The sequence below is a fragment of the Burkholderia sp. BCC1638 genome (genome assembly GCF_902833195.1).
Classification (GTDB): domain Bacteria; phylum Pseudomonadota; class Gammaproteobacteria; order Burkholderiales; family Burkholderiaceae; genus Burkholderia; species Burkholderia diffusa.
In genome coordinates this window covers 159,692-184,395 of record NZ_CADFEC010000005.1, presented here as the reverse complement: position 1 = coordinate 184,395, position 24,704 = coordinate 159,692, and the positions used below count along the sequence as shown (strand labels likewise).

The 24,704-nt window shown below is 65.7% G+C and carries 21 protein-coding genes, 1 tRNA gene and 1 pseudogene; 5 read left to right on the top strand and 18 right to left on the bottom strand.

Annotated elements, in window-relative coordinates:
• Positions 1-48: 48 nt before the first annotated feature.
• From HWX22_RS07875 to cysS, 16 genes and pseudogenes are all read right to left on the bottom strand, one after another.
• Positions 49-1,092: an ABC transporter permease subunit gene (locus tag HWX22_RS07875; protein WP_059535752.1), complete on the bottom strand. Its 1,044-nt coding sequence runs from the start codon at positions 1,090-1,092 to the stop codon at positions 49-51.
• A 52-nt stretch (positions 1,093-1,144) separates the two neighbouring features.
• Entirely contained in the window at positions 1,145-3,028 is a 1,884-nt protein-coding gene (locus tag HWX22_RS07870; RefSeq protein WP_175915350.1) for an extracellular solute-binding protein, read from the bottom strand.
• Positions 3,029-3,228: 200 nt separating this feature from the next.
• Positions 3,229-3,591: a hypothetical protein gene (locus HWX22_RS07865; RefSeq protein ID WP_175915408.1), complete on the bottom strand. Its 363-nt coding sequence runs from the start codon at positions 3,589-3,591 to the stop codon at positions 3,229-3,231.
• Between the two features lie 457 nt (positions 3,592-4,048).
• A pseudogene (locus tag HWX22_RS32350) lies at positions 4,049-4,120 on the bottom strand (DNA-binding response regulator); the annotation flags it as partial.
• A gap of 280 nt (positions 4,121-4,400) precedes the next feature.
• Complete coding sequence (gene cyoD, locus HWX22_RS07855) at positions 4,401-4,733, bottom strand: cytochrome o ubiquinol oxidase subunit IV (protein WP_011352504.1); 333 nt, start codon at positions 4,731-4,733, stop codon at positions 4,401-4,403.
• A complete protein-coding gene (cyoC, locus tag HWX22_RS07850) occupies positions 4,734-5,342 on the bottom strand; it encodes a cytochrome o ubiquinol oxidase subunit III (RefSeq protein ID WP_175915348.1) in 609 nt (202 codons plus the stop codon).
• The gene (cyoB, locus tag HWX22_RS07845) at positions 5,342-7,348 is read right to left on the bottom strand and encodes a cytochrome o ubiquinol oxidase subunit I (RefSeq protein WP_059690921.1); all 2,007 of its coding nucleotides are present in this window, start codon (positions 7,346-7,348) and stop codon (positions 5,342-5,344) included. The genes cyoC and cyoB overlap by 1 nt, the downstream gene beginning before the upstream one ends.
• 3 nt (positions 7,349-7,351) lie before the next feature.
• Complete coding sequence (gene cyoA / locus HWX22_RS07840; protein ID WP_059450408.1) at positions 7,352-8,239, bottom strand: ubiquinol oxidase subunit II; 888 nt, start codon at positions 8,237-8,239, stop codon at positions 7,352-7,354.
• A 279-nt stretch (positions 8,240-8,518) separates the two neighbouring features.
• A complete protein-coding gene (locus HWX22_RS07835; RefSeq protein WP_175915347.1) occupies positions 8,519-10,045 on the bottom strand; it encodes an NADH-quinone oxidoreductase subunit M in 1,527 nt (508 codons plus the stop codon).
• A 454-nt stretch (positions 10,046-10,499) separates the two neighbouring features.
• On the bottom strand, positions 10,500-11,873 hold the full coding sequence (locus tag HWX22_RS07830; protein ID WP_175911643.1) for a hypothetical protein: 1,374 nt from the start codon (positions 11,871-11,873) through the stop codon (positions 10,500-10,502).
• 185 nt (positions 11,874-12,058) lie between these two features.
• Positions 12,059-12,152, bottom strand: a tRNA-Ser gene (locus HWX22_RS07825).
• A 110-nt stretch (positions 12,153-12,262) separates the two neighbouring features.
• A complete protein-coding gene (locus tag HWX22_RS07820; protein ID WP_040144529.1) occupies positions 12,263-13,516 on the bottom strand; it encodes an aspartate kinase in 1,254 nt (417 codons plus the stop codon).
• Positions 13,517-13,858: 342 nt separating this feature from the next.
• Complete coding sequence (tilS, locus tag HWX22_RS07815; protein WP_175915346.1) at positions 13,859-15,265, bottom strand: tRNA lysidine(34) synthetase TilS; 1,407 nt, start codon at positions 15,263-15,265, stop codon at positions 13,859-13,861.
• 43 nt (positions 15,266-15,308) lie between these two features.
• On the bottom strand, positions 15,309-16,280 hold the full coding sequence (locus HWX22_RS07810; RefSeq protein ID WP_006478433.1) for an acetyl-CoA carboxylase carboxyltransferase subunit alpha: 972 nt from the start codon (positions 16,278-16,280) through the stop codon (positions 15,309-15,311).
• Positions 16,281-16,379: 99 nt separating this feature from the next.
• Entirely contained in the window at positions 16,380-17,249 is an 870-nt protein-coding gene (locus tag HWX22_RS07805; protein ID WP_059702212.1) for a DNA-3-methyladenine glycosylase, read from the bottom strand.
• 43 nt (positions 17,250-17,292) lie between these two features.
• Positions 17,293-18,690, bottom strand: a complete 1,398-nt coding sequence (cysS, locus tag HWX22_RS07800; RefSeq protein WP_175908607.1) for a cysteine--tRNA ligase — start codon at positions 18,688-18,690, stop codon at positions 17,293-17,295.
• Between the two features lie 234 nt (positions 18,691-18,924).
• Between cysS and HWX22_RS07795 the strand changes: the two genes are divergently transcribed.
• From HWX22_RS07795 to HWX22_RS07780, 4 genes are all read left to right on the top strand, one after another.
• Positions 18,925-19,647, top strand: a complete 723-nt coding sequence (locus HWX22_RS07795; protein ID WP_059535775.1) for a tetratricopeptide repeat protein — start codon at positions 18,925-18,927, stop codon at positions 19,645-19,647.
• 39 nt (positions 19,648-19,686) lie between these two features.
• Positions 19,687-20,262, top strand: a complete 576-nt coding sequence (locus HWX22_RS07790) for a peptidylprolyl isomerase (protein WP_012364186.1) — start codon at positions 19,687-19,689, stop codon at positions 20,260-20,262.
• A gap of 89 nt (positions 20,263-20,351) precedes the next feature.
• Entirely contained in the window at positions 20,352-20,843 is a 492-nt protein-coding gene (locus HWX22_RS07785; protein ID WP_006483987.1) for a peptidylprolyl isomerase, read from the top strand.
• Positions 20,844-20,870: 27 nt separating this feature from the next.
• The gene (locus tag HWX22_RS07780) at positions 20,871-21,671 is read left to right on the top strand and encodes a UDP-2,3-diacylglucosamine diphosphatase (protein WP_059817794.1); all 801 of its coding nucleotides are present in this window, start codon (positions 20,871-20,873) and stop codon (positions 21,669-21,671) included.
• 39 nt (positions 21,672-21,710) lie between these two features.
• Here the strand turns inward: HWX22_RS07780 and cysE are convergent, their stop codons facing one another.
• Both cysE and HWX22_RS07770 read right to left on the bottom strand, forming a co-directional pair.
• Positions 21,711-22,484: a serine O-acetyltransferase gene (gene cysE / locus HWX22_RS07775; RefSeq protein ID WP_059535780.1), complete on the bottom strand. Its 774-nt coding sequence runs from the start codon at positions 22,482-22,484 to the stop codon at positions 21,711-21,713.
• Between the two features lie 313 nt (positions 22,485-22,797).
• Positions 22,798-23,622 (bottom strand): RNA methyltransferase, encoded by an 825-nt coding sequence (locus tag HWX22_RS07770; RefSeq protein WP_175915345.1) that lies wholly within the window; start codon positions 23,620-23,622, stop codon positions 22,798-22,800.
• Positions 23,623-23,900: 278 nt separating this feature from the next.
• Here HWX22_RS07770 and HWX22_RS07765 point away from each other — a divergent pair, with 278 nt between their 5' ends.
• Complete coding sequence (locus tag HWX22_RS07765) at positions 23,901-24,704, top strand: inositol monophosphatase family protein (protein WP_006751612.1); 804 nt, start codon at positions 23,901-23,903, stop codon at positions 24,702-24,704.

The following is a 24,704-nucleotide window of genomic DNA, read 5'->3' as shown; positions in this document are numbered from 1 at the left end:
AGGCGGACGGGCGCGCCGGCGAGCGGCGTGCTGGCGGACGGATTCATGTCAGCGCTCCAGATTGTCGAATTGAATGCGCGGGTCGACCCACACGTAGCAGAGGTCGGAGATCAGCTTGGTCGCGAGTCCGATCAGCGTGAACAGGTACAGCGTGCCGAGCACGACCGGATAGTCGCGCCGCACGACCGACTCGTACGACAGCAGCCCGAGGCCGTCGAGCGAGAACAGCGTCTCGATCAGCAGGCTGCCCGTGAAGAACGCGCCGATGAACGCGGCCGGAAACCCGACGATCAGCGGCAGCATCGCGTTGCGGAACACGTGCTTCCACAACACGGTGCGCTCGGCGAGCCCTTTCGCTCGCGCGGTCAGCACGTACTGCTTGCGGATTTCGTCGAGGAACGCGTTCTTCGTGAGCATCGTGATGACCGCGAAACTGCCGACGACCGACGCGGTGATCGGCAGCGCGATGTGCCACAGATAGTCGAGCACCTTGCCGGCGAGCGACAGCTGGGCGAAGTTGTCCGACGTGAGCCCGCGCAGCGGGAACAACTGCCAGAACGAACCGCCGCCGAACAGCACGAGCAGCAGCACGCCGAGCACGAAGCCCGGAATCGCGTAGCCGACCAGCACGACGAGGCTCGTCGCGACATCGAACGGCGAGCCGTTGCGCACGGCCTTCGCGATGCCGAGCGGCACGGAGATCAGATAGGTGACGAAGAACGTCCACAACCCGATGCTGATCGACACCGGCAGCTTCTGCACGATCAGCGACCACACGCTCTGGTGGCGGAAGTAGCTGTCGCCGAGATCGAAGCGCGCGAAGCGCTTCAGCATCAGCCAGTAACGCTCGAGCGGCGGCTTGTCGAAGCCGTACAGCGCCTTGAGCTGCGCGAGCTGCTGCGCGTCGACGCCGGTATGCGCACGCATCCCGAACGGCGCCGCGCCCTGCTCCGTCGCGCCCTTGCGCAGTTCCTGCACGGCCTGTTCGACCGGGCCGCCCGGCACGAACTGGATCACCGCGAACGTGAGCGTGAGCACGCCGACGAGCGTCGGGATCATCAGCAGCAGGCGTTTGAGGATGTAGCTCCACATAGGGCGTCGACTCGCGATCGATAGGCTGGGTTGAACGAAGGGCCGGCAGGCTTCAGTGATCGGGCTTGGCCCACCAGGTCGACACGACCCAGCCCTCGGCCGAATAGTACAGCGGCAACGTCTGCGGATAGCCGAGCGTGCGCTTGTATGCGATCCGGTGCGTGGTGCTGTACCACTGCGGGACCGCGTAATAGCCGTGCATCAGCACGCGATCGAGCGCATGCGTCGCGTCAAGCAGGTCGTCACGCGTCTGTGCGGCGCCGAGCGCATGCAGCAGCGTGTCGACGGCCGGCGACTTCAGGCCGATGATGTTGTCGGAGCCCGGCTCGTCGGCGAACTTGCTGGCGTAGCGCGAAAACTGCTCCGCGCCCGGCACCTGCACGCCCGGCAGACGGACCGTCGTCATGTCGTAGTCGAACGCGTCGAGCCGCTTCTGCAGCAGCGCGTAATCGGCCGTGCGAAAGCGCGCGTCGATGCCGAGCTTCGCGAGGTTGCGCTGATAGGCGGTCACGACGCCTTCCATCGCCGCGCCCGAATCGTCGAGGATCTCGAACGTGAACGGCTCGCCCTGCGCGTTGCGCAACGCGCCGTCGCGGTAGGTCCAGCCGGCCTGCGCGAGCAGCGCACGCGCCTTCAGCAGATTCGCGCGCAGCGAGCCCGGCGGGTTCGTGTTCGGCTGCGTGACCATCGGCCCGAACACGGCCGGGTCGAGCTGCGCGCGCAACGGCTCCAGCAGTTTCAGCTCACCCGGGCCCGGCGTGCCGGTCGCCTGCAGGTCGGTATCGGCGAAATAGCTGTCGAGGCGCGTGTACGCGCTATAGAACAGCTGGCGGTTCAGCCATTCGAAGTCGAATGCGAGATCGAGCGCCCGGCGCACGCGCACGTCGCGAAACTGCGGCCGGCGCAGGTTCATGAAGAAGCCCTGCATGCCCGCGCCGTTGTGCTGGCGGAATTCGCGCTTGACGAGCTCGCCACTGTCGAAGCGCTTGCCGACGTCGCGGCGCGTCCAGTTGCGCGCGATGTATTCGACCAGCACGTCGTACTCGCCAGCCTTGAACGCCTCGAGCCGCGCGACGCCGTCGCCGTACAGCTTGTAGACGATCCGCTCGAAGTTGTCGGTGCCGATCCGCACCGGCAGATCGGCGCCCCAGTACGCGGGATTGCGCCGGTACGTAATGGTGCGGCCGTTGTCGTAGCGCTCGATCAGGTACGGGCCGCTGCCGATCGGCTGCTCGAACGCGAGCTGGTCGAACGGAATCCGCGAGCCGTCCGCGCGCAGCCCCCACTTGCGCGAGAACACCGGCACGCCGCCGGCGATCAGCGGCAGCTCGCGGTTCGCGCTGCGGAATTCGAAGCGCACCGTCGCAGGATCGATCACCACGGCCTTCGCGATTTCGGCGAAGTACGCGCCGAACTGCGGTGCGGCCAGCTTGCTCTTCAGCGTGTCGAACGAGAACCTGACGTCCTCGGCCGTGACCGGATCGCCGTTCGAGAAGCGCGCGCGCGGGTTCAGGTGGAACGTGACCGAACGGCGGTCCGGCGCGATCGCGATGTCGTCGGCGAGCAGCCCGTAGGCGGAGGACGGCTCGTCCATGCTGCCGGTCGCAAGGCTCTCGAACAGCATGTCGATGCCCGGCGCAGGGTTGCCGCGCATCGTGAACGGATTGAACTTGTCGAACGATGTCAGCCGGTTCGGGTTCGCGAGCACAAGCGTGCCGCCCTTCGGCGCGTCCGGGTTCACGTAGTCGAAATGCTTGAAGCCCGGCGGATATTTCGGCTCGCCATACTGCGCGATCGCATGGGCCGCGTGCGCGGCCGTCGCGGCGAGTACCGCCTGTATTGCCCATGCTGCCGCCGTGCGGCCGGCGGCACGTACTGCACGCGCGGCGCCGAAGCGGGTACGCGCGGCGGCGGCCCGGGGCGAACCCTTCGTCATAGAGGCCCTGTCGGTCGATTGAGGGATGGAACGTGGGTCGATTCTACCCATTCAATTCGACGTCGAGCCAGCCTGCGGCTTTTGGTGCGTGGCGCCGGCGCATCGGGAGCGCCGCGCGCGGCCGTGCAGGCAAAAGAAAACCGCCACGCGGGCGGTCTTCGTCTCATGCGCGCACGCGACACGCGTGCGTCGCATGTCGATCAACGCCAGCCGTTGTGGCGGCCGTTATCCCAATGGCCGTGACCGCGATCGCCGCCCCAGCCGCGGCCATGATGGCGATACCACTCGTCGCGGCCCCAGTAGCGGCGGCCGTCCCAGTAACGATCGCCGTGCCAGCCGATCACGATCGCCGGTGCCGGCGCGTAGATGGGCGCCGGTGCATACACGGGCGCCGGCTGGTAGACGACCGGCGGAGGCGGCGGCGCATACACGGGCGCGGGCGCGACGTAGACCGGAGCCGGCACGCCGACGTTGATCCCGACATTGACTCCCGCCATTGCTGCGCCCGACACGAGCAAGGCCGTCATACCGGTCATGAGCGAGGCAATACGCAAAGTCTTCATGGATTCCTCTTCGAGTTGTTTCATGTGTGATTCGACTATAGCGACAAGCGCCGTCCCGGCATATTTCAAGTTTGTAAGAACTGATGCGCAGCATCGCAACGGGAACCGCGCGCTAACGTCTTGTAACAATTGGCGCCCGGCCGTCACGCCTCGCTCCCCGGCCCGCCTTGCCGCACGGGCCGCGAGCCCGCTCCGCCCTTCCTAAAACATCTTTCATCCTGGCCCGCGCCCGGCGTTAAGCGGCGCCACGCACACTGCGCGAGCCGATGCGTGCTCGCGCCACGCGTCGGCATCTCGCTGACAGGCCGGCGCCCCGCGCCGGCGGAGACCTCGCCCATGCTGAAACTCGTCCGACTCGCGCTCGCGCGCCCCTATACGTTCATCGTCCTTGCCCTGCTGATCCTGATCGCCGGGCCGCTCGCGGCACTGCGCACGCCGACCGACATTCTTCCCGACATCCGCGCGCGGTCAGTTCGCCAACGATCTCGTTCGCGGTCGCCGCATCGTCTTCGACCGTCAGTACTCGCATGCCTGTCCTCGCAATGGATGTCACGACGCGTGCATCCGATGCGCGCGCGACTATCGTAGATGCCCCGATCGCCATCCGGCGTTAGATGAAAATAGCTTCATCCGGCATCGGGCGAACGCGGGTGAAACATGTTTCATCCGTGCGTCGCCCGCCCGGCCCCGCGCGCCGCCTACGCTGACGTCATGCGGTATCGGGCCGCGAAATGAGAAAAAGGCGGCACTTGCGTGCCGCCTTTTTTGCACGAAGCGCATGGAGATCGTCCGCTGCGCCACGATGACGTTCAGCGCGACATCATGTTCATGCTGACGTTGTGCATCACCCACAGCGTGCCGACGATCAGGATCGCCGCGGTCAGCACGGTGTAGCTGAACGCCATCACGTTCCAGCGCTGGCCGGAGGAGCCGTTCATGTGCAGGAAGTACACGAGGTGCACGACGATCTGCACGAATGCGAGCACGGCCAGCGCGATCAGCGATGCGTGCGGCGACAGCACGCCGCCCATCACGAGGCCGAACGACGCGGCGGTGAGCAGCACCGACAGGATGAAGCCGGCGACATAGCCGCCGACGCTGCCGTGCCCTTCTTCGAGTTGAGACGAATGCGAATGAGCCATTTAGATCACGCTCGCGAGATAGACAAAGGAAAACACGCAGATCCACACGATGTCGAGGAAGTGCCAGAAGAGGCTCAGGCACGTCAGGCGCCGCAGGTCGCGATCGGTCAGGTCGCCGCCGCGCGATACGATCTGCCCGGCGAGCACGATCATCCACACCAGGCCGGCCGTCACGTGCAGCCCGTGCGTCCCGACCAGCGTGAAGAACGCCGACAGGAACGCGCTGCGCTGCGGGCCCGCGCCTTCCGCGATCAGGTGCGAGAACTCGCGCAGTTCCATCGCGATGAACGCCGCGCCGAGCACGAACGTCACCGCGAGCCACGCGAGCAGCGCGCCGCGCCGCTGCTTATACGCGGCCAGCATCGCGAAACCGTAGGTGATGCTCGACAGCAGCAGCGCGGCCGTCTCGACCGCGACGCCCGGAATGTCGAACAGGTCCTTCGCGGTCGGACCGCCCGCGTACTGGTTGCCGAGCACCGCGAACGTCGCGAACAGCGCCGCGAAGATCACGCAGTCGGTCATCAGGTATAGCCAGAAGCCGAACACCGAGTGCGACGGCGGATGGTCGTCGTGCTCGAGCAGGGTTGCGCTCAAGGTTTTCTGCAACATCAGTTGGCCTCCAGTTCCACGTCGTCGACATGCGTGGCCACGCGTGCCGCCGGTTGCTTCTCTTCGATCCTGCGCACCTTCGACGCCGGGATGTAGTAGCCGTCGTTGTCGCGCGAGCTGTAGACCACGAGCGTCGCGACGATGCCGACCAGGCCGCCGATGGCCATCCACCAGATGTGCCACACGAGCGCGAAGCCCAGCACCAGGCTGAAGATCGCGACCACGAGACCCGCACACGTATTCGACGGCATGTGGATGTCGCGGATCGTCGCCGGGTTCGGCCGGCCGTCGCCACGCGCCTTCATGTCGGCGTACGCGTCGAGCGTGCGCACTTGCGGGATCACCGCGAAGTTGTACTCGGCCGGCGGCGACGAGGTCGCCCATTCAAGCGTGCGGCCGCCCCACGGGTCGCCCGTGGTGTCGCGGTATGCCGGCAGGTTCCGGTTGCGGATGCTGACGACCAGTTGCAGCAGCTGGCATGCGATACCGATCGCGATCAGCACGGCGCCGAACGCGGCGACCAGCAGCCACGGATGCCACGCCGGGTTGTCGTAGTGGTTCAGACGGCGCGTCATGCCCATGAAGCCGAGCACGTAGAGCGGCACGAACGCGACGTAGAAGCCGACCTGCCAGAACCAGAACGCGGCCTTGCCGAGCTTCTCGTTCAACTTGAAGCCGAACGCCTTCGGGAACCAGTAGTTGAAGCCCGCGAGATACCCGAACAGCACGCCGCCGATGATCACGTTGTGGAAGTGCGCGATGAGGAACAGGCTGTTGTGCAGCACGAAGTCCGCGCCCGGGATCGCCATCATCACGCCGGTCATGCCGCCGAGCGTGAACGTGACCATGAAGCCGATCGTCCACAGCACCGGCGTCGTGAATTCGATCCGGCCGCGGAACATCGTAAACAGCCAGTTGAACACCTTCACGCCGGTCGGGATCGCGATGATCATCGTCATGATCCCGAAGAACGCGTTGACGTTCGCACCGGAACCCATCGTGAAGAAGTGATGCAGCCACACGAGGAACGACAGCACCATGATCGCGCAGGTCGCGTACACCATCGTCTTGTAGCCGAACAGCGGCTTCTTCGAGAACGTCGCGATGACTTCCGAGAAGATGCCGAACGCCGGCAGAATCAGGATGTACACCTCCGGATGGCCCCACGCCCAGATCAGGTTCAGATACAGCATCGCGTTGCCGCCGGCTTCGTTCGTGAAGAAGTGCATGCCGAGGTAACGGTCGAGGCCGAGCAGCGCGAGCGTCGCGGTCAGGATCGGGAACGACGCCATGATCAGCACGTTCGTGCAGAGGGCCGTCCACGTGAACACCGGCATCTTCATCAGCGTCATGCCGGGCGCGCGCATCTTGATGATCGTCACGAAGAAGTTCACGCCGGTCAGCAGCGTGCCGACACCCGAGATCTGCAGCGCCCACAGGTAGTAGTCGACCCCTACCCCGGGACTGAACTGCAGCTCCGACAGCGGCGGATACGCGAGCCAGCCCGTCTGCGCGAACTCGCCGATCACGAGCGACACGTTGATCAGGATCGCGCTGACCGCGGTCATCCAGAACGACAGCGAGTTGATGAACGGAAACGCGACGTCGCGCGCGCCGATCTGCAGCGGCACGACGAGGTTCATCAGGCCGACCATGAACACCATCGCCATGAAGAAGATCATGATCACGCCGTGCGCCGTGAAGATCTGGTCATAGTGGTGCGGCGGCAGGTAGCCGGGCGCGTTGTACGCGAGCGCGAGCTGCATGCGCATCATGATCGCGTCGGCGAAGCCGCGCAGCAGCATGATCAGCGCGACGATGATGTACATCACGCCGAGTTTCTTGTGGTCGACCGTCGTCAGCCATTCCGTCCACAGCCACTTCCAGCGGCCGGTGATCGTCAGCGCGGCGAGGATGCCCAGCACGACCAGCCCCATGAAGGCGCCCGCCCCCATGATGATGGGCTGGTCGAACGGGATCGCCGATAGTGTGAGTTTGCCGAACATGCGTTACCCCTTCGTGCCGCAGGCGGCGTCCTTCAGGTCGAGGACGTGGCCATCGTTGTATTTCGCGATGATGTTGTGGAAGAGCCGCGGATCGACCGACGAGAAGTAGCGCACGGGCGCCTTCTCGCTGGGCTGCGCGACGGTGCCGTACACGGTCGCGTCGAGCCGGTCGGGTGACGCCTTCACCTTCTGCACCCAGGCGTCGAACTGCTCGCGCGGCTCGGCGAGCGTGCGGAACTTCATGTCGGAGAAGCCGCGGCCGCTGAAGTTGGCGGACGTGCCCGCGTAGTCGCCGGCTTCGTCGGCGATCAGGTGCAGGCGCGTCTGCATGCCGGCCATCGCGTACACCTGGCCGCCGAGCTGCGGAATGAAGAACGAGTTCATCACCGAATCCGACGTGATGCGGAAGTTCACCGGTGTGCCGACCGGAATCGCGAGCTGGTTCACCGACGCGATGCCGAGTTCCGGATAGATGAACAGCCACTTCCAGTCGAGCGCGACGACCTCGACATCGATCGGCTTCACCGACGACTCGAGCGGCTTGTACGGATCGAGCTCGTGCGTGGTTTTCCACGTGAGCACGCCGAGAAACAGGATGATCAGCGTCGGCACCGTCCAGATCACGACCTCGATCGCGGTCGAGTGCGACCAGTTCGGCGCGTACGCGGCGTTGCGGTTCGATGCGCGATAACGCCACGCGAACCACAGCGTGAGCAGGATCACCGGCACGACGACGATCAGCATCGCCCAGGTCGACGTCGCGATCAGCGCCTTTTCCGCGGCGCCGACGCTTCCTTTCGGATTTAGTACATCTAAATTACAGCCTGACAGGCTCAGCGCCGCGCCGATCGATATCAGCGCCGTCCAGCCTCTTGAAGCTTTTCTTTTCATCACACAGCCCGAGGGTCATTGAATCCGTTGCGTATGCCCGATGCGCATTCGATCCACGAAAGTGGCCGAATCATACGTCGCGCGGGTGCGACGAAAAACCGGTGGATGCGGCAAATCATCATTGCAAAATCTGCTGTGAGTCAGATTGTCGCGGGGCAATTTCACGCATCCGGAAGGCGGGCACGAGCCGGCCGGACGCCGCCCGCGCCTGACCGGATGAATGTGCGTGCAACGATCGCGTCGTCGTGCGATGCGGCCGTTGCGCGCGACGTCACGCCTTCAGCCGTGCGTCGCTGCCATGTACGCCTGCGCGGGCGCGCCGCCCTCCCCGGCCGGCAGCTTCGAATGGCTGGCGTCGTCGATCAGCCGCGCGACGGTCGGGTCGATCGCGTCGGTGAACGGCTTCGGATCGACGCCGACCATCAGCACGATCAGCGCGAGCGACGCGAACATCACGATCTCGCGACGGCTGAGATCGGCGAGCTTCGCGATGCGCGCGCTCGCGACCTTGCCGAACACGACGCGCTTGACCATCCACAGCGTGTACGACGCGCTGAGGATCAGCGTGAGCGCCGCGATCGCGCCGATCCAGAAGTTGACGCGGATCGCGCCCATGATGACCATGAACTCGCCGACGAAGCCCGACGTGCCCGGCAGGCCGACGTTGGCCATCGCGAACAGCAGCGCGAACGTCGCGAAGCGCGGCATGACACCCGCCACGCCGCCGTACGCGGCGATCTCGCGCTGCTTCGTGCGATCGACCAGCACGCTCACGCACAGCAGCATCGCGCCCGCGACGAAGCCGTACGACACGAGCTGCACGATCGCGCCTTCGACACCGATCTGGTTGAACAGGAACAGCCCGAGCGTGACGATCCCCATGTGCGCGACCGTCGAATATGCGAGCAGCTTGCCGAGATCGGTCTGCGCGAGCGCGATCAGGCTCGCGTAGACGATCGCGAACAGCGACAGCGCGATCACGGCCGGCGCGAAGAAGTGGCTCGCGTCCGGCGTGATCGGCAGCGCAAAGCGCAGGAAGCCGTAGCCGCCGAGCTTGAGCATCGCGAGCATCAGCGCCGCGCCCGTCGGGCCGTCCGTGTAGACGTCGCGCAGCCACGTGTGCACCGGCCACATCGGCACCTTGACCGCGAATGCCGCGAAGAAACCGAGGAACACCAGCAACTGCGGTGCGAAGCCGAGCTGCAGCGTGCGCCATGCGCTCATGTCGAACGTATGCGACTTCGCGTACAGGTACAGCATCGCCATCAACAGCAGCAGCGAACCCGCGAACGAGATGAAGAAGAACTTCACGGCCGCGTAGACGCGGTGCTCCCTGCCCCACGTGCCGATCAGCAGATACAGCGGAATCAGCGTCGCCTCGAAGAAGATGAAGAACAGCAGCCCGTCCTGCGCGACGAACACGCCGACCATCAGCCCCGACAGGATCAGGAACGACGCGTAGTACTGCGCGACGCGCACCGTCACCGACTCCCACGACGCGATCACGACCACGAGCGTCGTGAAAGCGGTCAGCACGACGAGCCACAGCGACGCGCCGTCGATCCCGACGCGCCAGCCGGCGTTGAACGCCGCCAGCCAGTTGCGGGTTTCGGCGAACTGCATCGCGGCCGAGTGCGAATCGAAGCCGGCGACGAGCGGCGCGACGGCGGCGAGCCCCGCGAACGCGCCGACGAGCGCGATCAGCCTCGTGCGCCGGAGATGACGGTCGGAACCGGCACGCAGCAGGCACGCGCCGAACAGGATCGGAACCCAGATCGCCAGGCTCAGAAAGGGGAAATCATGCATGTCAACAGGCCTTGAGAAGGTCGCGCACTGCATTGGGTACAGGCGTGACGAAGGGAACGAAATCAAATCGACAGATAGATTTCGTGGATCGCCATTGTTGGCAAAATGTAAAGCGGAATCAGCACAAAGTTTGACGCCGCTCAAGCGCAATCGGGTTAACCAGCATAAGGCGACTGATTATTTTTTGCATCGCAGCAAAGCTTTGTTTTACGATGCTCAGATACGTCGCTGATTTTTATGAGTAATTTTTCGTATTGCGACGCGGCGTCGCTCGCGTGAATCGGTGCGATGCCGCATTTTTGTCTGAAGACCGGTTCTTCGGAGCGCACGGAGGTGAATGCGGGGAAGGATGAACGGAACCGATTCAATCCTTACATCGACGCTTTCATTTTTACTTCAATGACAGACGATCGCCGCGATCCGGAAACCGGAAATCGCGGCGCATTCCGCTCCGTCAGCGCTGATGGCTCAGCCGGTCCCACACGCGCATCGTCACCGCGCGATAGTGGTTGTGTTGCGCGGGGAAATGGACGAAACGGCTGTCTTGCGTCGCATAGACGGGCGACGACGCGAGCGACGTCGCATCGACGATGTAGCGCGCGTCGATCATGCCCGCCTCCAGCAGTTCGACATAGATCGCCTGCTGGTCGCCGCCGCTTGCATAGACTGACGACCGATCGTCGAAGCTCTCGATGCGCGCGCATATGCGCTCGACCAGTTCGCGCATCGGCGCGACGTTGCGCACGCCGATCATGCACGAATTGATCGCCCAGGCCGTGTGGTCGGTGCCGATCACGAAATCGCGGCCGTCGATCACGCTGTCGACCGTCTGCCGCTGGTCGATCGCAAGGATGTCGGCGTCGACCCAGAACACGAACGCGTGATCGGGCAGATGTTCGCGAATCAGGTGCAGCTTCGCCCAGTTTGCATCGACGCCGGCCGGCAGGAACGCGGGCGGTTCGCGATACGCGTGGTACGCATAGCCGTGTCGCGTGCAATAGCGAATGAAGTTCTCTTCGTGAAGATCGCCGTAACCGGCGATGTGCGACGTGTGCAGACTCACGAACGCGATGTCTGCATGCGGGTTCAGGTGCCGCGCCGGCTCGCGCGTTCGTTGCTGCGCGGCGCGCCAGTCGTCCATTGCGCGCGGCTGCTCGCCTCGCTGAACGCGCGCCGCATCGTCGACGAGCGCGAGCACATAGCGAAAGTCGTAGTCGGGCGTCGGCGCCCATACGCCATCGATCTGCTGCCATTCCGGCGCGTGGTGCGCCACGAGCGGTTGCGCGCCAACGACGCCGTCGATCGCAAGGCCGTCGCCCCACACGGTCTGGGCCGACGCGAAATAACCGGTCGCGAGCGGCTGATCGAACGGCAGCGGCGGGAAGTGCTCGGCAAGCAGCGTCGCCTCGCACGCATGGTGCCGCTCGGGAAGGCGCATCGCCCACTTGCCCAGCTCGACCACCAGCTTGCGCAAGCGCTCGCGCACGTCGGGCACGTTGCGAAAGATCATGCCGCTTGCAGCGGGCAGCGGCGACTTCGACGTCTGCGTCGTGACGATCGCGTCATAACCGTCGGCGACATCCGGCAACGCATGCTGCCCGAACACCACCGAGAACGGATCGAGCACGAGCAGCAACGCGCCCTGCTCCATCGCGACGAGCTGCGCGATGATCGCGTGGTACTTGTGCAGCACCTGCTGGCGCTCGCCATATACGTGCGTGCCGTCGACGATCGCGTGCCGGTAGCCGCGGCCCCGCGCGTAGCGTTCGTGATTGTCGACGAGCCCGTCGACGGGTCGATGCGAAAGGATGGTCAGTACGGAATGCATGCGTGCCGGAACTCCGGATTGAGCCGCGCGAGGCGATACGCCTATTTAGCGCATGAGCGCCGCTCAAGTCGAGCATTGATTGGCTGTCCGGACGAAGCGTGGCGCCGGGCGGCAGGTCCGTCATCGGAGCGGCAAAAGAAAAAGCCCCGCAAGTCCGAGAACTTGCGGGGCTTTGTCACCGCTTTTGGCGGAGACGGAGGGATTCGAACCCTCGATCCAGGTTTTGGCCCAGATGCTCCCTTAGCAGGGGAGTGCCTTCGACCTCTCGGCCACGTCTCCCAAACTTTCGCTCGCACCAGGGAGGCAGTGCGACGAGAACGAAATAATATAGGGTTTCGAACCGTGCGTCAATTTCCGTGATGCATTTTCTTTAATGCATCACAAAAAATTCACGCTGCCTGGTCGAGTTCGAATGCCTTGTGCAGCGCGCGGACGGCCAGCTCCATGTATTTCTCGTCGATCAGCACCGAAATCTTGATTTCGGACGTCGAGATCATCTGGATGTTGATGCCCTCTTCCGACAGCGTGCGGAACATCTTGCTCGCGACGCCCACGTGCGAACGCATGCCGACGCCGACGACCGACACCTTCGACACCTTCGGGTCGCCCTGCACGCGCTCGGCGCTCACATGGCCCTGCACCTGGTTGGTGAGGATGTCCATTGCCTTCTGGTAGTCTCCGCGGCCGACCGTGAACGTGAAGTCCGTCTTCCCTTCCACGCTCTGGTTCTGGATGATCATGTCGACGTCGACGTTCGCGTCGGCGACCGGGCCGAGGATCTGATACGCGATGCCCGGCTTGTCGGGCACGCCCATCACCGCAATGCGGGCTTCGTCGCGCTGGAACGCGATGCCGGAAATGACTGCCTTTTCCATGGTCTCGTCTTCTTCAAAAGTAATCAGGGTGCCCGAGCGCATTTCTTCGTCGAGCGCAATCAGCGGATCGGTCAGGCTCGACAGCACGCGCGTCTTCACCTGGTATTTGCCGGCGAATTCGACCGAGCGGATCTGCAGGACCTTCGAGCCGAGGCTGGCCATTTCCAGCATTTCCTCGAACGTCACGCGATCGAGGCGTCGCGCCTCTTCGACCACGCGCGGGTCGGTCGTGTAGACGCCGTCGACGTCGGTGTAGATCAGGCACTCTTCAGCATCCAGCGCGGCCGCCACCGCCACCGCCGACGTGTCCGAGCCGCCACGGCCCAGCGTCGTGATGTGGCCATCCGGATCGACGCCCTGGAAGCCCGTGATGATCACGACCTTGCCGGCGTTCAGATCGGCCTTCACGCGCTCGTCGTCGATCGAGTGGATACGCGCCTTCGTGAACGCGCTGTCGGTCTTGATCGGCACTTGCCAGCCGGCATAGCTCACGGCTTCGACGCCGATTTCCTGCAGCGCGATCGACAGCAGGCCGACGCTGACCTGCTCGCCGGTCGACGCGATCATGTCGAGCTCGCGCGGGCTCGGCTGGCTCGAAATCTCTTTCGCGAGACCGAGCAGGCGGTTGGTTTCGCCGGACATCGCGGACGGCACGACCACCATCTGGTGCCCGGCCTGATGCCATTTTGCGACGCGTTTCGCGACGTTCTTGATGCGCTCGACCGAGCCCATCGAAGTGCCGCCGTATTTGTGTACGATGAGTGCCATTGTCGTTCTGAACTGAAGGAGAAGCCGCACGGGCGCGCAGGGCAGGCCGAGTTGCCGTTCGGTCACGCGGCTTGTGGCTGTGGACGGACGACGAGGGGGACGGCTGGGACGCAGCACGCAAGCGTGACGGATTTTGCCCGGAAGGCCGATCAGGCCGCGCAAACCGGGTACGTCACGCGGAAAACCTGCACAAATCGCTCAAAAATCGAGCCGAGCAAACGACCGAGCGTACCCGATAGAGGCCCGCTTGACAAGCCGCCCGCCGGTTTGGCAAGCGTTCCGGCGCTGTTTACCAAATGGTGAAAACCGGCGCGCGATCGCGCGGCCGGAAGCGTGCCGCCGCTACGCGATCAGCAGATCGGGACGCCACTCGATCCGGCGCCACCCGCCATCGCCGGACAGCCCGTCGCCATGATTCACGCCGAGCCGTGGCACGTAGACGAGCCGGTCGCCCGCGAACAACAGCGGTACGTCGCGCTGCCAGGCCGGCACGCCGCGCTCCTGGAACAGATTCTTCAGCGTGCGACCCGGGCCGCCAGGTGACGTACGCAGCCGCTCGCCGCCCGCGCGGGCGCGCGCGGCAAGCGCGGCGCTTCGCAGCAGCGCCTCCGGCACCGCACCGTCGCTGCCGGCTTCGGCCGGTGCGAATACGAACGTGCCGCGCCATGCCGGTACGTGCCAGACTTCCTGGCCGTCCCACACAAGCGAGGATTCGGGATGCGGTGTTCCGGTGCCGTCGTCGGCCGGCTCGGCGCTGTCGCCCGCCTCCCAGTACACGGTGTCGCGATAGAGCCGCAGACACTGCCCGGCATGATCGACCCGCAGCGCATGCGCGTCGTGCGCAGCGCGCAGTTGCCGCATCATGTTCGCGAGCCGCCCTGCCGATGCGCCGGGCAAGCCGAGCCGGCGCATCCAGAAACGCAGCAGGTTCGCGCCGCGCGTGTCATCGAACGCGACCAGCGCATCGCGCGACAGCGCGCGGCCGTCGTCACGCGCGGCGCCGGCGAAATCCAGTTCGGCGAGATCGTCGAGCAGCCGCTGCGCGGCGGCCGCATGCTGGGCCGCGCGGCCCAGCGCATCGCGAAAACCCGGGAAATGCACGGCGAGCGCCGGCAGCACGTCAAGGCGCAGCGCATTGCGCGCATAGCGCGTATCGGCGTTCGATTCGTCGTCGATCCACGTCAGCCCGCGCTGCGCCGCGTAGCGCTCCAGTTGCGCGCGCAACAATCGCAGCAGCGGTCGCACGCGCTCGACGCTCGCACCGTCAGGGCGATAACGCGGCGCCATCGCGGCCAGGCCAGCGATCCCCGCACCGCGGAGCAACTGCAGCAGCACGGTCTCCGCCTGGTCGTCGGCATGCTGCGCGACCCAGAGCGCGGCCACGCCATGACGTTCGCACATCGCGTCGAGCGCCGCATAGCGGCGCTCGCGCGCGGTCGCCTCGATGCCGAGGCCGCTGTCGCGCGGCACGTCGACACGCTCCGATTCGAACGCGACGCCGAGTCGCTCGGCCGCCTCCTGCGCATGCGCGACCCATGCGTCGGCATTCGCGCTCAGGCCGTGATGCACGTGCAGCGCGACGCAGCGCGATGCGCCCGCCACGCGCACGGCCGCGTCGAGCAGCACGGTCGAGTCGAGGCCGCCGCTGTACGCGATCGCGATGCGCGCATCGGCCGGCAGATCGGCAAGCGCAACGCCGACCGCGTCGAGAACGACGCGGTCGGCGGAGAATTCGGTCGAGGGGATCACGAGACAGACGCGCGCCGGACGGCGCGCGATGCGAACACGCCGGTCATGCGCCGGGCGTGGTTTCCTTGAACTTGCCGTAGGCCATCAGGCGCTCGAAGCGGCGCTCGCGCAGCGCATCGATGCTCATGCCCTGGAACTGACGCAGCGAATCGGCCAGCGCACGGCGCAGCAGCGCGGCCATGCCCTTCGGATCGCGGTGCGCGCCGCCGAGCGGCTCGTTGATGATCTTGTCGATCAGGCCGAGCGCCTTCAGGCGATGCGCGGTCAGGCCCAGCGCTTCCGCTGCCTCGGGCGCCTTCGCCGCGCTCTTCCACAGGATCGACGCACAGCCTTCCGGCGAGATCACCGAATAGGTCGAGAACTGCAGCATCATCACGGTGTCGGCCACGGCGATCGCGAGCGCGCCGCCCGAACCGCCCTCGCCGATCACGGTCGTGATGATCGGCGTCTTCAGTTCGGCCATCACGTACAGGTTGCGGCCGATCGCCTCCGACTGGCCGCGCTCTTCCGCGCCGATGCCCGGGTACGCGCCCGGCGTGTCGACGAACGTGAAGATCGGCAGCCCGAACTTCTCGGCGAGACGCATCAGGCGTTCGGCCTTGCGATAGCCTTCCGGACGCGGCATCCCGAAGTTGCGCGCCGCGCGTTCCTTCGTGTCGCGCCCCTTCTGATGGCCGATCACCATGCACGGATGCCCGCCGAAGCGCGCGAGACCGCCGACGATCGAAAGATCGTCCGCGAATGCGCGGTCGCCATGCAGTTCGTGAAAATCGGTAAACAGTTCCGCAACGTAATCGAGCGTGTACGGACGCTGCGGATGCCGCGCGATCTGCGAGACCTGCCACGGCGACAGATTCGCGTAGAGGTCCTTCGTCAGTTGCTGGCTCTTCTTCGACAGACGCTCGATTTCTTCCGAAATATCGACAGCCGAGTCGTCCTGCACGAATCGCAGCTCTTCGATCTTGGCCTCGAGTTCGGCGATCGGCTGTTCGAAATCCAGAAACGTGGTCTTCATGTGTTCGAATCCTTGGGTCTTGCGGCAGCGCGTATTCTACCCGCGCGGGCGACGTGCAAGACCGGCTCTCAACTATTGATGTTTAAAACCCGATAGCCGTCAATCGGCGTCGGCGTCCGGCGTGTCGAGGCTGCGCCACATGTACCAGGTCGCGACGGTACGCCACGGCTCCCAGTTGGCGGCCACTTCGCGCGCCTCGCTGCGCGTGACGGGCTCCCCGCTGAAGTAATTGACGCTGATCGCGCGGATCAGGCCCGGATCGTCGAGCGGCAGCACGTCCGGCCGCGACAGGTTGAAGATCAGGAACATCTCGGCCGTCCAGCGGCTGATGCCGCGGATCTGCGTGAGTTCGGCGATCACGTCCTCGTCGTCCATCGACGTCCATTTGTCGACGTGCAGCGCGCCGGACACGAAGTGTTGCGCGAGGTCGAGAATATATTCCGTCTTGCGCTTCGACAGTCCGCACGCGATCAGCTTGTCCGCCCCGAGCCGGATGACCGGCTGCGGCGCGAGCTTCGGACACGCATCCTCGATGCGCGCCCACAGCGCCTGCGCGGACGGCACCGAGATCTGCTGGCCGACGACCGAGCGCGCGAGCGTGACGAACGGGTCGCCGCGCTTCACGAGATGCGCGGGGCCGAACTTCGGGATCAGTTTCTTCAGGATGCGGTCGCGCTTGACGAGATCGGCGCACGCCTTGTCCCAGTATGCGGGGCGCACGACACCATCGGCGCCGTCGACTGCCGCATCGGCAGCACGCACCTTGCGGGCCGCGTCGGCGGCCGCCATCGCGACCTCCGGCTGCGCCGCGTCCGCGCCCTTCCCGCGTGCGGGCTTCGCATGACCGTTGAGCGCGCCGTTCGGCACGGCGCGCGTCGCGTCCGCCTTCGCCGCTGGCGCGCGCTTGGCCGCCGGACGCGCGGCGAGCGGAGTCGCGCGCCTGACCGGCGCTTTTCTGGCCGTTGCCATCTTGCCTCCTACCTGACGGATCGGTCAGTGGAACGCACCGCGCTCATACGCGACGCCATTCGGTCGATCCGCCCGGTTTGTCTTCAAGTGCGATGCCGGCGTCGAGCAGTTCCGCCCGAATCCGGTCCGCTTCGGCATAGTCCTTCGCTTGCTTCGCCGCGACACGCGCGGCGATCTTCGCTTCGATTTCGTCGGCTGCGAGCCCGCGTGCCTGCGCGGCACCCGTGCCCTGCTGCAGGAACGCGCGCGGTTCGCGGCCAAGCAGGCCCAGCAGGCCAGCCAGCTGTTTCAGTTGCCGCGCGAGCGATGCATCGCGCGTGCGGTTGACTTCGCCCGCCAGCTCGAACAGCGTCGCCACCGCGACCGGCGTGTTGATGTCGTCGTTCATCGCGGCCGCGAAACGCTGCGCATGCGGCTCGTTCCAGTCGAGCGCGAGCGCGTCGGGCTCGACATCCTTCAGCGCCGTATACAGGCGCGTGAGCGACGCGCGCGCATCGTCGAGATGCACGTCGCTGTAGTTGAGCGGCGACCGGTAGTGCGTGCGCACGATGAAGAAGCGCATGACCTCGGCGTCGTAGCGCTCGAGCACTTCGCGGATCGTGAAGAAGTTGCCGAGCGATTTCGACATCTTCTCGTTGTCGACCTGCACGAAGCCGTTGTGCATCCAGTAATTGACGAACGTCTGGCCGGTCGCGCCTTCGCTCTGCGCGATCTCGTTCTCGTGGTGCGGGAATTGCAGGTCCTGGCCGCCGCCGTGGATGTCGAAATGCTCGCCGAGCAGCGTGCAGCCCATCGCGGAGCACTCGATGTGCCAGCCCGGCCGGCCCATCCCGTACTTCGATGCCCACGACGCGCCTTCCGGGTCGTCCGACTTCGCGCGCTTCCACAGCACGAAATCGAGCGGATCTTCCTTCGCATCGTTCGCGGCGACGCGCTCGCCCGCGCGCAGATCGTCGAGCGACTTGCCCGACAGCTTCCCGTAGTTCGCGAACTTGCGCACCGAATAATTGACGTCGCCGTCGGTCGCCTGGTACGCGTAGCCGTTCGCCTCGAGCTGCTCGATCATCCCGAGCATCTGCGGAATGAACTGCGTCGCGCGCGGCTCAATGTCCGGCCGCTGGATGCCGAGCGCCGCTTCATCCTCGTGCATCGCGCCGATGAAACGGTCGGTCAACGACTTGATCGTCTCGCCGTTCTCGACCGCGCGGCGGATGATCTTGTCGTCGATGTCGGTGATGTTGCGCACGTACGTGACCCGATAGCCGATCGCACGCAGCCAGCGCTGGACGAGGTCGAACACGACCAGCATGCGCGCGTGGCCCACGTGACAATAGTCGTAGACGGTGATCCCGCATACGTACATCCGCACTTCGCCTGTCTGGCGCGGCACGAAAACTTGCTTGTCACGCGCGAGCGTGTTGTAGATGCGCAGTGATTCCATAGAGATGAACCGTGAGCCGAAGGAAACCGCCCTGGCGAAGCTCGCCCAGCATGCGAAACGGACGGACCACCTGCCGCGGCACGACGCCGCGCGTCCTCGGTATCACATGGGGCGGTCAGGCTGCAAGCACAGCGGTGACGGCCACGAGAGGCAAAGAAAGACTATCTGCGGCTCGCCGGAACGCGCAGACGTTTTGTTAGAATGGGTCGGAGTATAACATTCCGATTTACGCCTATGAAACCTCATCGCGGCCGCGCGCCGAGCGCTGCGACCCTCGTTGCGACCGCCGTCATGGGCGTCGCACTGACGCTTTTCGCGGCCCCCGCGGCATACGCGCAAAAGGCCCCGGCCACCGCCGACGGCACGCCCGAAATCGACGGGTCGATCGCCGGCAAGCAGTGGAAACAGGCGCTCGCGCAACTCGACGCGCGCATCGCGTCGAATCCGCACGACGTGCAGGCGCAGTTCAAGCGCGGCACCGTGCTCGCCCGCCTGAACCGCGACGACGACGCGATCCAGCAGTTCGTCGCGATCACGCAGGCCTACCCCGAACTGCCCGAACCGTACAACAACCTCGCGGCGCTCTACGCGAAGCACGGCCGCTACGACGAAGCGCGCAGCGCGCTCGTCACCGCGACGCAATCGAACCCGAGCTACTCGCTCGCGTACGAGAACCTCGGCGACCTTTATCTGCGCCTCGCGGCCGAATCGTACAAGCGCGCGCAATCGCTCGGCCGCACGAGCGGCGCGACCGCGCAGCGCCTCGCCGACCTGCAGAAGATCGTGTCGCCGCCGAAGGCGGCGGCGAATGCACGCGCCGTCACGCCTGCGACGCGCGCGTACACCGATCGCGCCGCCGCGAACGTGAGCACCACCACGCTGCCGATGTCGCCGACGTTCCAGTTCAACGGTCCGTCCGGCGCGCTGACAGCGCCGTACGTCGCGCCGTCGCAGTAAGCGGCGCAACCTTTCTTCCCTCCCAATCTGAGGATCGCAATGAAACGTCTGTTGCTGGCGCTTGGCGGCGCCGCCCTTCTCGCGACCGCGCCCGCGTTCGCGCAATCGGCCACCGCGCACCCCGTCGTGCAGCTGAAGACCTCGCAGGGCGACATCCGCGTCGAGCTCTATCCGGAGAAGGCGCCGAAGACGGTCGCCAACTTCCTCGATTACGTGAAGGCCGGCCAGTACAACGGCACGATCTTCCATCGCGTGATCAAGGGCTTCATGATCCAGGGCGGCGGCTACAAGACCAACTTCGAGGAGAAGCCGACCCGCGCGCCGATCCCGCTGGAAAGCCGCAATGGTCTGAAGAACCTGACGGGCACGATCGCGATGGCGCGTACCAGCGATCCGAATTCGGCCACCGCGCAGTTCTTCATCAACACGGTCGACAACAGCGGCCTCGACTACCCGAACCCGGACGGCAACGGCTATGCGGTGTTCGGCAAGGTCGTGTCGGGCCTCGACGTCGTGAAGAAGATCGAAGGCGTGGCGACGACCTCGCGCGGCCCGATGCAGGACGTGCCGGCTCAGCCGGTCCTGATCGAATCGGCCAGCATCGTCTCGAAATAAGCACCTGCCGGCACGTCCGGCGCCACACGCGGCCGCGTCGCACGACCGGCCGCGTGCCATTTAAACCGCCTCACCGAAGGAATTTCATCATGGTTGAACTGCACACGAACCACGGCGTGATCAAGCTCGAGCTGGACGCCGCCAAGGCACCGAAGACGGTCGAGAACTTCCTCAACTACGTGAAGAAGGGTCACTATGACGGCACGGTGTTCCACCGCGTGATCAACGGCTTCATGATTCAAGGCGGCGGCTTCGAGCCGGGCCTGAAGCAGAAGCCGACCGACGCGCCGATCGACAACGAAGCGAACAACGGCCTGAAGAACGACAACTACACGATCGCGATGGCGCGCACGAACGATCCGCACTCGGCGACCGCCCAGTTCTTCATCAACGTGAACGACAACGACTTCCTGAACCACTCGTCGCCGACGCCGCAGGGCTGGGGTTACGCCGTGTTCGGCAAGGTCGTCGAAGGCCAGGACGTGGTCGACAAGATCAAGGGCGTCAAGACGGGCAACGCGGGCTTCCACCAGGACGTCCCGACCGACGACGTCGTGATCGAAAAGGCCGTGGTGGTCTGACGCATAGTCCGTTACGGAGGCACTTCGATGTTGCAGGAGAGTCCGCCGCGAAGCGTCTCCGCGGGCGTGCCGGGCGAGCGCGAATACGCGCAAGCCGCACGCCCGTTCCTGTTTCTCTCCGATCTGCACCTGAGCGAGGCGATTCCGAAGACGGTCGCCGCGTTCGAGCATTTCGTGAAATACACGGCCGACAGCGCCGACTCGGTGTTCATCCTCGGCGACCTGTTCGAATACTGGATCGGCGACGACGTGCTCGACCACGATCCGTTCGCGGCGCGCATGGCCGCGCTGATGCATACGTTCTCGGAACGCGGGATCGCGCTCTACGTGATGCACGGCAATCGCGATTTCCTGCTCGGCCGGCGCTTCATGAAGGCGGCCGGCGCGATGCTGCTGCCCGATCCGGCGCTGATCACGTCGTTCGGCCAGCGCATCGTGCTCGCCCACGGCGACGCGCAATGCACGGCCGATCGCGGCTACCAGATATTTCGGCGGTTTGCCCGCAATGGCATCGCGCAGGCGCTGTTTCTCGCGTGGCCGTTCCGCTGGCGCCGCGCGCTCGCGCAACGGATGCGCTCGAACAGCGAAGCGGGCCGGATGCGCCCCGCCTCGCCGCTCTACGACGTCACGCGTGAAGGCATCGCCGCGCTGTTCCGGAAGAGCCGCGCGAGCGTGATCATTCACGGCCACACGCATCGCCCCGCAAGCCACGCCGAACCGGGCGGGATTCGCTGGGTACTGCCCGACTGGGATCTCGACCACGGCATGCCGCGCGGCGGCTATCTGCGCGTCGACGCCGAAGGCATCCACGCGATGCCGCTCGACTGACGCGATCGGCGCTGCCGGCGGCCGCCGGCATGCGCCGCGTTACGACTGGCGCTCGAGCGCCTTGCCTTCCAGCACCGCCGACAGCCTGCGCAGGTCGAGACGCGCCGCGTCCGCGCCCTGCAGCGTTTCCAGATGCGTACCGAGTTGCTCGAGCGCCGCGACGATCTCGTCCACGCGCCGGCTTTCCTTCGCCGCGTGGTCGATCAGGCCGTGAATTGCGAGCGACATCGGGTCGTCCGCGTTCGGCGTGATCCCGTACGCGCAGAACGCGGCGCGCTCGGGCTGCGGCTTCGATTGCGCCGGCATCACGATGCGCGCCGGATTGCCCACCGCGGTACCGCCTGCCGGCACCGGCTTCACGACAACCGCGTTGGAACCGATCTTCGCACCCGCGCCGACCGTGAAACCGCCGAGCACCTTCGCGCCCGCGCCGACGATCACGCCGGCCTCGAGCGTCGGATGGCGCTTCGCGCCGCGCGTGAGCGACGTGCCGCCGAGCGTCACGCCCTGATAGATCGTGCAGTCGTCGCCGACGATCGCAGTTTCGCCGATCACGACACCCATCCCGTGATCGATGAACACGCGCCGGCCGATCGTCGCGCCCGGGTGAATCTCGATACCCGTCAGGAAGCGCCCGGCTTGCGACGCGAAGCGTGCGAGCCAGTAGCGCTTCGCGCGCCAGCACGCATGCGCGAAGCGATGCAGCACGAGCGCGTGCAGCCCCGGATAACAGGTCAGCACTTCCCAGGCACTGCGAGCGGCGGGATCCCGCTCGCGAATCGTCGCAACGTCTTCGCGCAGTCTAGTGAACATGATCTGGTCTGGGCTGGGGAAAAGGCCGGCGTGCCCCGCCGGCAAAGGCCGGCCGTTATCGCACCGGGTAATTTGCTTATGACGTCCGGCGATTGTAGGGCCACTCGCGCGCGGCCACACGGCGTCGCGCGTTCACCCCGCCGGCGGCACGGGTATTCGTGCGGAATGCCCGTCGCGGCGGATCGACACGGCCTTCCGATGGATCGGCGCGCGCAAGGTCACCGACATCGAGCGGTCGATGCAATGCGGCGTTCGCGGGCGGGGACGCAGCCGTGCAGCCCGCGAGCGCCCGGCAGCCGGCGTGCCGGGCCGCTTACGCGTCGCCGTCAGGCGTGCCGGATTTCAGCAGGATGTGCTTCGCGATGCCGCGCAAGATGTTGACTTCCTCGCGCTCGAGACCGGTGCGTGCGAACAGGCGCCGCAGCCGCGGCATCAGCTTCTTCGGGTTGCGCGGATCGAGAAAATCGAGCGCGATCAGCGCGTTCTCGAGGTGCGCGTACATCCGCTCGATCTCATCGCTCTGCGCGAGCGTGCCTACTTCGGCCTGCGCTTGATGCGACGGCCCGCTCCCCTGCTCCAGGAGCGCGACGCGCAGTTCATACGCGAGCACCTGCACGGCCTGTGCGAGGTTCAGCGAACTGTAAGCCGGATTTGCCGGGATGTGCGCGAGCGCGCTGCACTGCTCGACGTGCTCGTTCGCGAGGCCCGTGCGCTCGTTGCCGAACACGAGCGCGATGTCGCCGGTGCCGACCTGCGCGCGCGCCTGTTCGGCGGCCTCGCGCGGCGCAAGGCGCGGCGGCCCGTATTCGCGCGCGCGGGCAGTCAGCGCGATCGACCACTGGACGCCGGACAGCGCGTCGCCGAGCGTCGGCACGACATGCGCGGACGCGAGGACGTCATCCGCGCCGCTCGCCATCGCGATCGCCTCGGGGTCGCTCTGCACGTGCGGCACGCGCGGCGCGACCAGTACGAGCCTGGAGAAACCCATCGTCTTCAGCGCGCGGGCGGCCGCCCCGACATTGCCGGGATGGCTCGGCTCGACAAGCACGAAGCGGGTGGACGTGAAGCCGCCGGATGGCGGCGGGGACGAGGCCGCGCCCGATTCGGACGGCGCGGCAGGGTTCTGCGGGGTTTCCACTGCATACGACTCGGTTCATCAGAATGGCAGTATGGTATCGCCATCGCCCCGGCAAACCCACTCGTCCGGACGGCCAGTGGGGTTTCCCCGCATTCCGGCCACCTGAAACTCTCGAAAATCGGGTAAAATCATGCGTTTACGTGTCGCATCCCGTGCGACACGGGTCGTACCCTGCTCTTTGTCAATTCGCGTCTCATCTCGCCCGGCACGTTTGCGCCGTTCCGGGCGGTGTGTTCCACTTCGTGGCGGCCCGTGCCGCCGGCTACAGGATCCAGGCCATGCATCCCATGCTCAACATCGCTGTCAAGGCTGCGCGCCGCGCCGGACAGATCATCAACCGTGCCTCGCTCGACCTCGACCTGATCGAGATCCGCAAGAAACAGCAGAACGACTTCGTCACCGAAGTGGACAAGGCCGCCGAAGAGGCGATCATCGAGACGCTGAAGACCGCCTACCCCGACCACGCGATCCTCGCGGAAGAATCGGGCGAATCCGAGAACGAATCCGAATTCAAGTGGATCATCGATCCGCTCGACGGCACGACCAACTTCATCCACGGCTTCCCGTACTACTGCGTGTCGATCGCGCTCGAGCACAAGGGTGTCGTCACGCAGGCCGTCGTCTACGATCCGAACAAGAACGACCTGTTCACGGCCACCCGCGGCCGCGGCGCGTACCTGAACGACCGCCGCATCCGCGTCGGCCGTCGCGACCGCCTGGCGGACGCGCTGGTCGGCACCGGCTTCCCGTTCCGCGAGAAGGACGGCCTCGACGCATATGCGCGCCTGTTCACCGAAATGACGCAGGCCTGCACGGGGCTGCGCCGTCCGGGCGCGGCCGCGCTCGATCTCGCGAACGTCGCGGCCGGCCGTCTCGACGCGTTCTTCGAGCAAGGCATCAACGTGTGGGACATGGCGGCGGGCAGCCTGCTGATCACCGAAGCCGGCGGCCTCGTCGGCAACTACACGGGCGACGCCGACTTCCTGCATCGTCATGAGATCGTCGCGGCGAACCCGAAGATCTACGCGCAGATGATCCCGATCCTGAACCGCTACAGCCGCGTGCATCCGGCAGCGGAGTAA

Coding starts and splice junctions, on each gene's coding strand:
- HWX22_RS07875 (WP_059535752.1), bottom strand. CDS start 1,092: ATGTGGAGCTACATCCTCAAACGCCTGCTGCTGATGATCCCGACGCTC.
- HWX22_RS07870 (WP_175915350.1), bottom strand. CDS start 3,028: ATGACGAAGGGTTCGCCCCGGGCCGCCGCCGCGCGTACCCGCTTCGGC.
- HWX22_RS07865 (WP_175915408.1), bottom strand. CDS start 3,591: ATGAAGACTTTGCGTATTGCCTCGCTCATGACCGGTATGACGGCCTTG.
- cyoD (WP_011352504.1), bottom strand. CDS start 4,733: ATGGCTCATTCGCATTCGTCTCAACTCGAAGAAGGGCACGGCAGCGTC.
- cyoC (WP_175915348.1), bottom strand. CDS start 5,342: ATGTTGCAGAAAACCTTGAGCGCAACCCTGCTCGAGCACGACGACCAT.
- cyoB (WP_059690921.1), bottom strand. CDS start 7,348: ATGTTCGGCAAACTCACACTATCGGCGATCCCGTTCGACCAGCCCATC.
- cyoA (WP_059450408.1), bottom strand. CDS start 8,239: ATGAAAAGAAAAGCTTCAAGAGGCTGGACGGCGCTGATATCGATCGGC.
- HWX22_RS07835 (WP_175915347.1), bottom strand. CDS start 10,045: ATGCATGATTTCCCCTTTCTGAGCCTGGCGATCTGGGTTCCGATCCTG.
- HWX22_RS07830 (WP_175911643.1), bottom strand. CDS start 11,873: ATGCATTCCGTACTGACCATCCTTTCGCATCGACCCGTCGACGGGCTC.
- HWX22_RS07820 (WP_040144529.1), bottom strand. CDS start 13,516: ATGGCACTCATCGTACACAAATACGGCGGCACTTCGATGGGCTCGGTC.
- HWX22_RS07810 (WP_006478433.1), bottom strand. CDS start 16,280: ATGAAGACCACGTTTCTGGATTTCGAACAGCCGATCGCCGAACTCGAG.
- HWX22_RS07805 (WP_059702212.1), bottom strand. CDS start 17,249: ATGGCAACGGCCAGAAAAGCGCCGGTCAGGCGCGCGACTCCGCTCGCC.
- cysS (WP_175908607.1), bottom strand. CDS start 18,690: ATGGAATCACTGCGCATCTACAACACGCTCGCGCGTGACAAGCAAGTT.
- HWX22_RS07795 (WP_059535775.1), top strand. CDS start 18,925: ATGAAACCTCATCGCGGCCGCGCGCCGAGCGCTGCGACCCTCGTTGCG.
- HWX22_RS07790 (WP_012364186.1), top strand. CDS start 19,687: ATGAAACGTCTGTTGCTGGCGCTTGGCGGCGCCGCCCTTCTCGCGACC.
- HWX22_RS07785 (WP_006483987.1), top strand. CDS start 20,352: ATGGTTGAACTGCACACGAACCACGGCGTGATCAAGCTCGAGCTGGAC.
- HWX22_RS07780 (WP_059817794.1), top strand. CDS start 20,871: ATGTTGCAGGAGAGTCCGCCGCGAAGCGTCTCCGCGGGCGTGCCGGGC.
- cysE (WP_059535780.1), bottom strand. CDS start 22,484: ATGTTCACTAGACTGCGCGAAGACGTTGCGACGATTCGCGAGCGGGAT.
- HWX22_RS07765 (WP_006751612.1), top strand. CDS start 23,901: ATGCATCCCATGCTCAACATCGCTGTCAAGGCTGCGCGCCGCGCCGGA.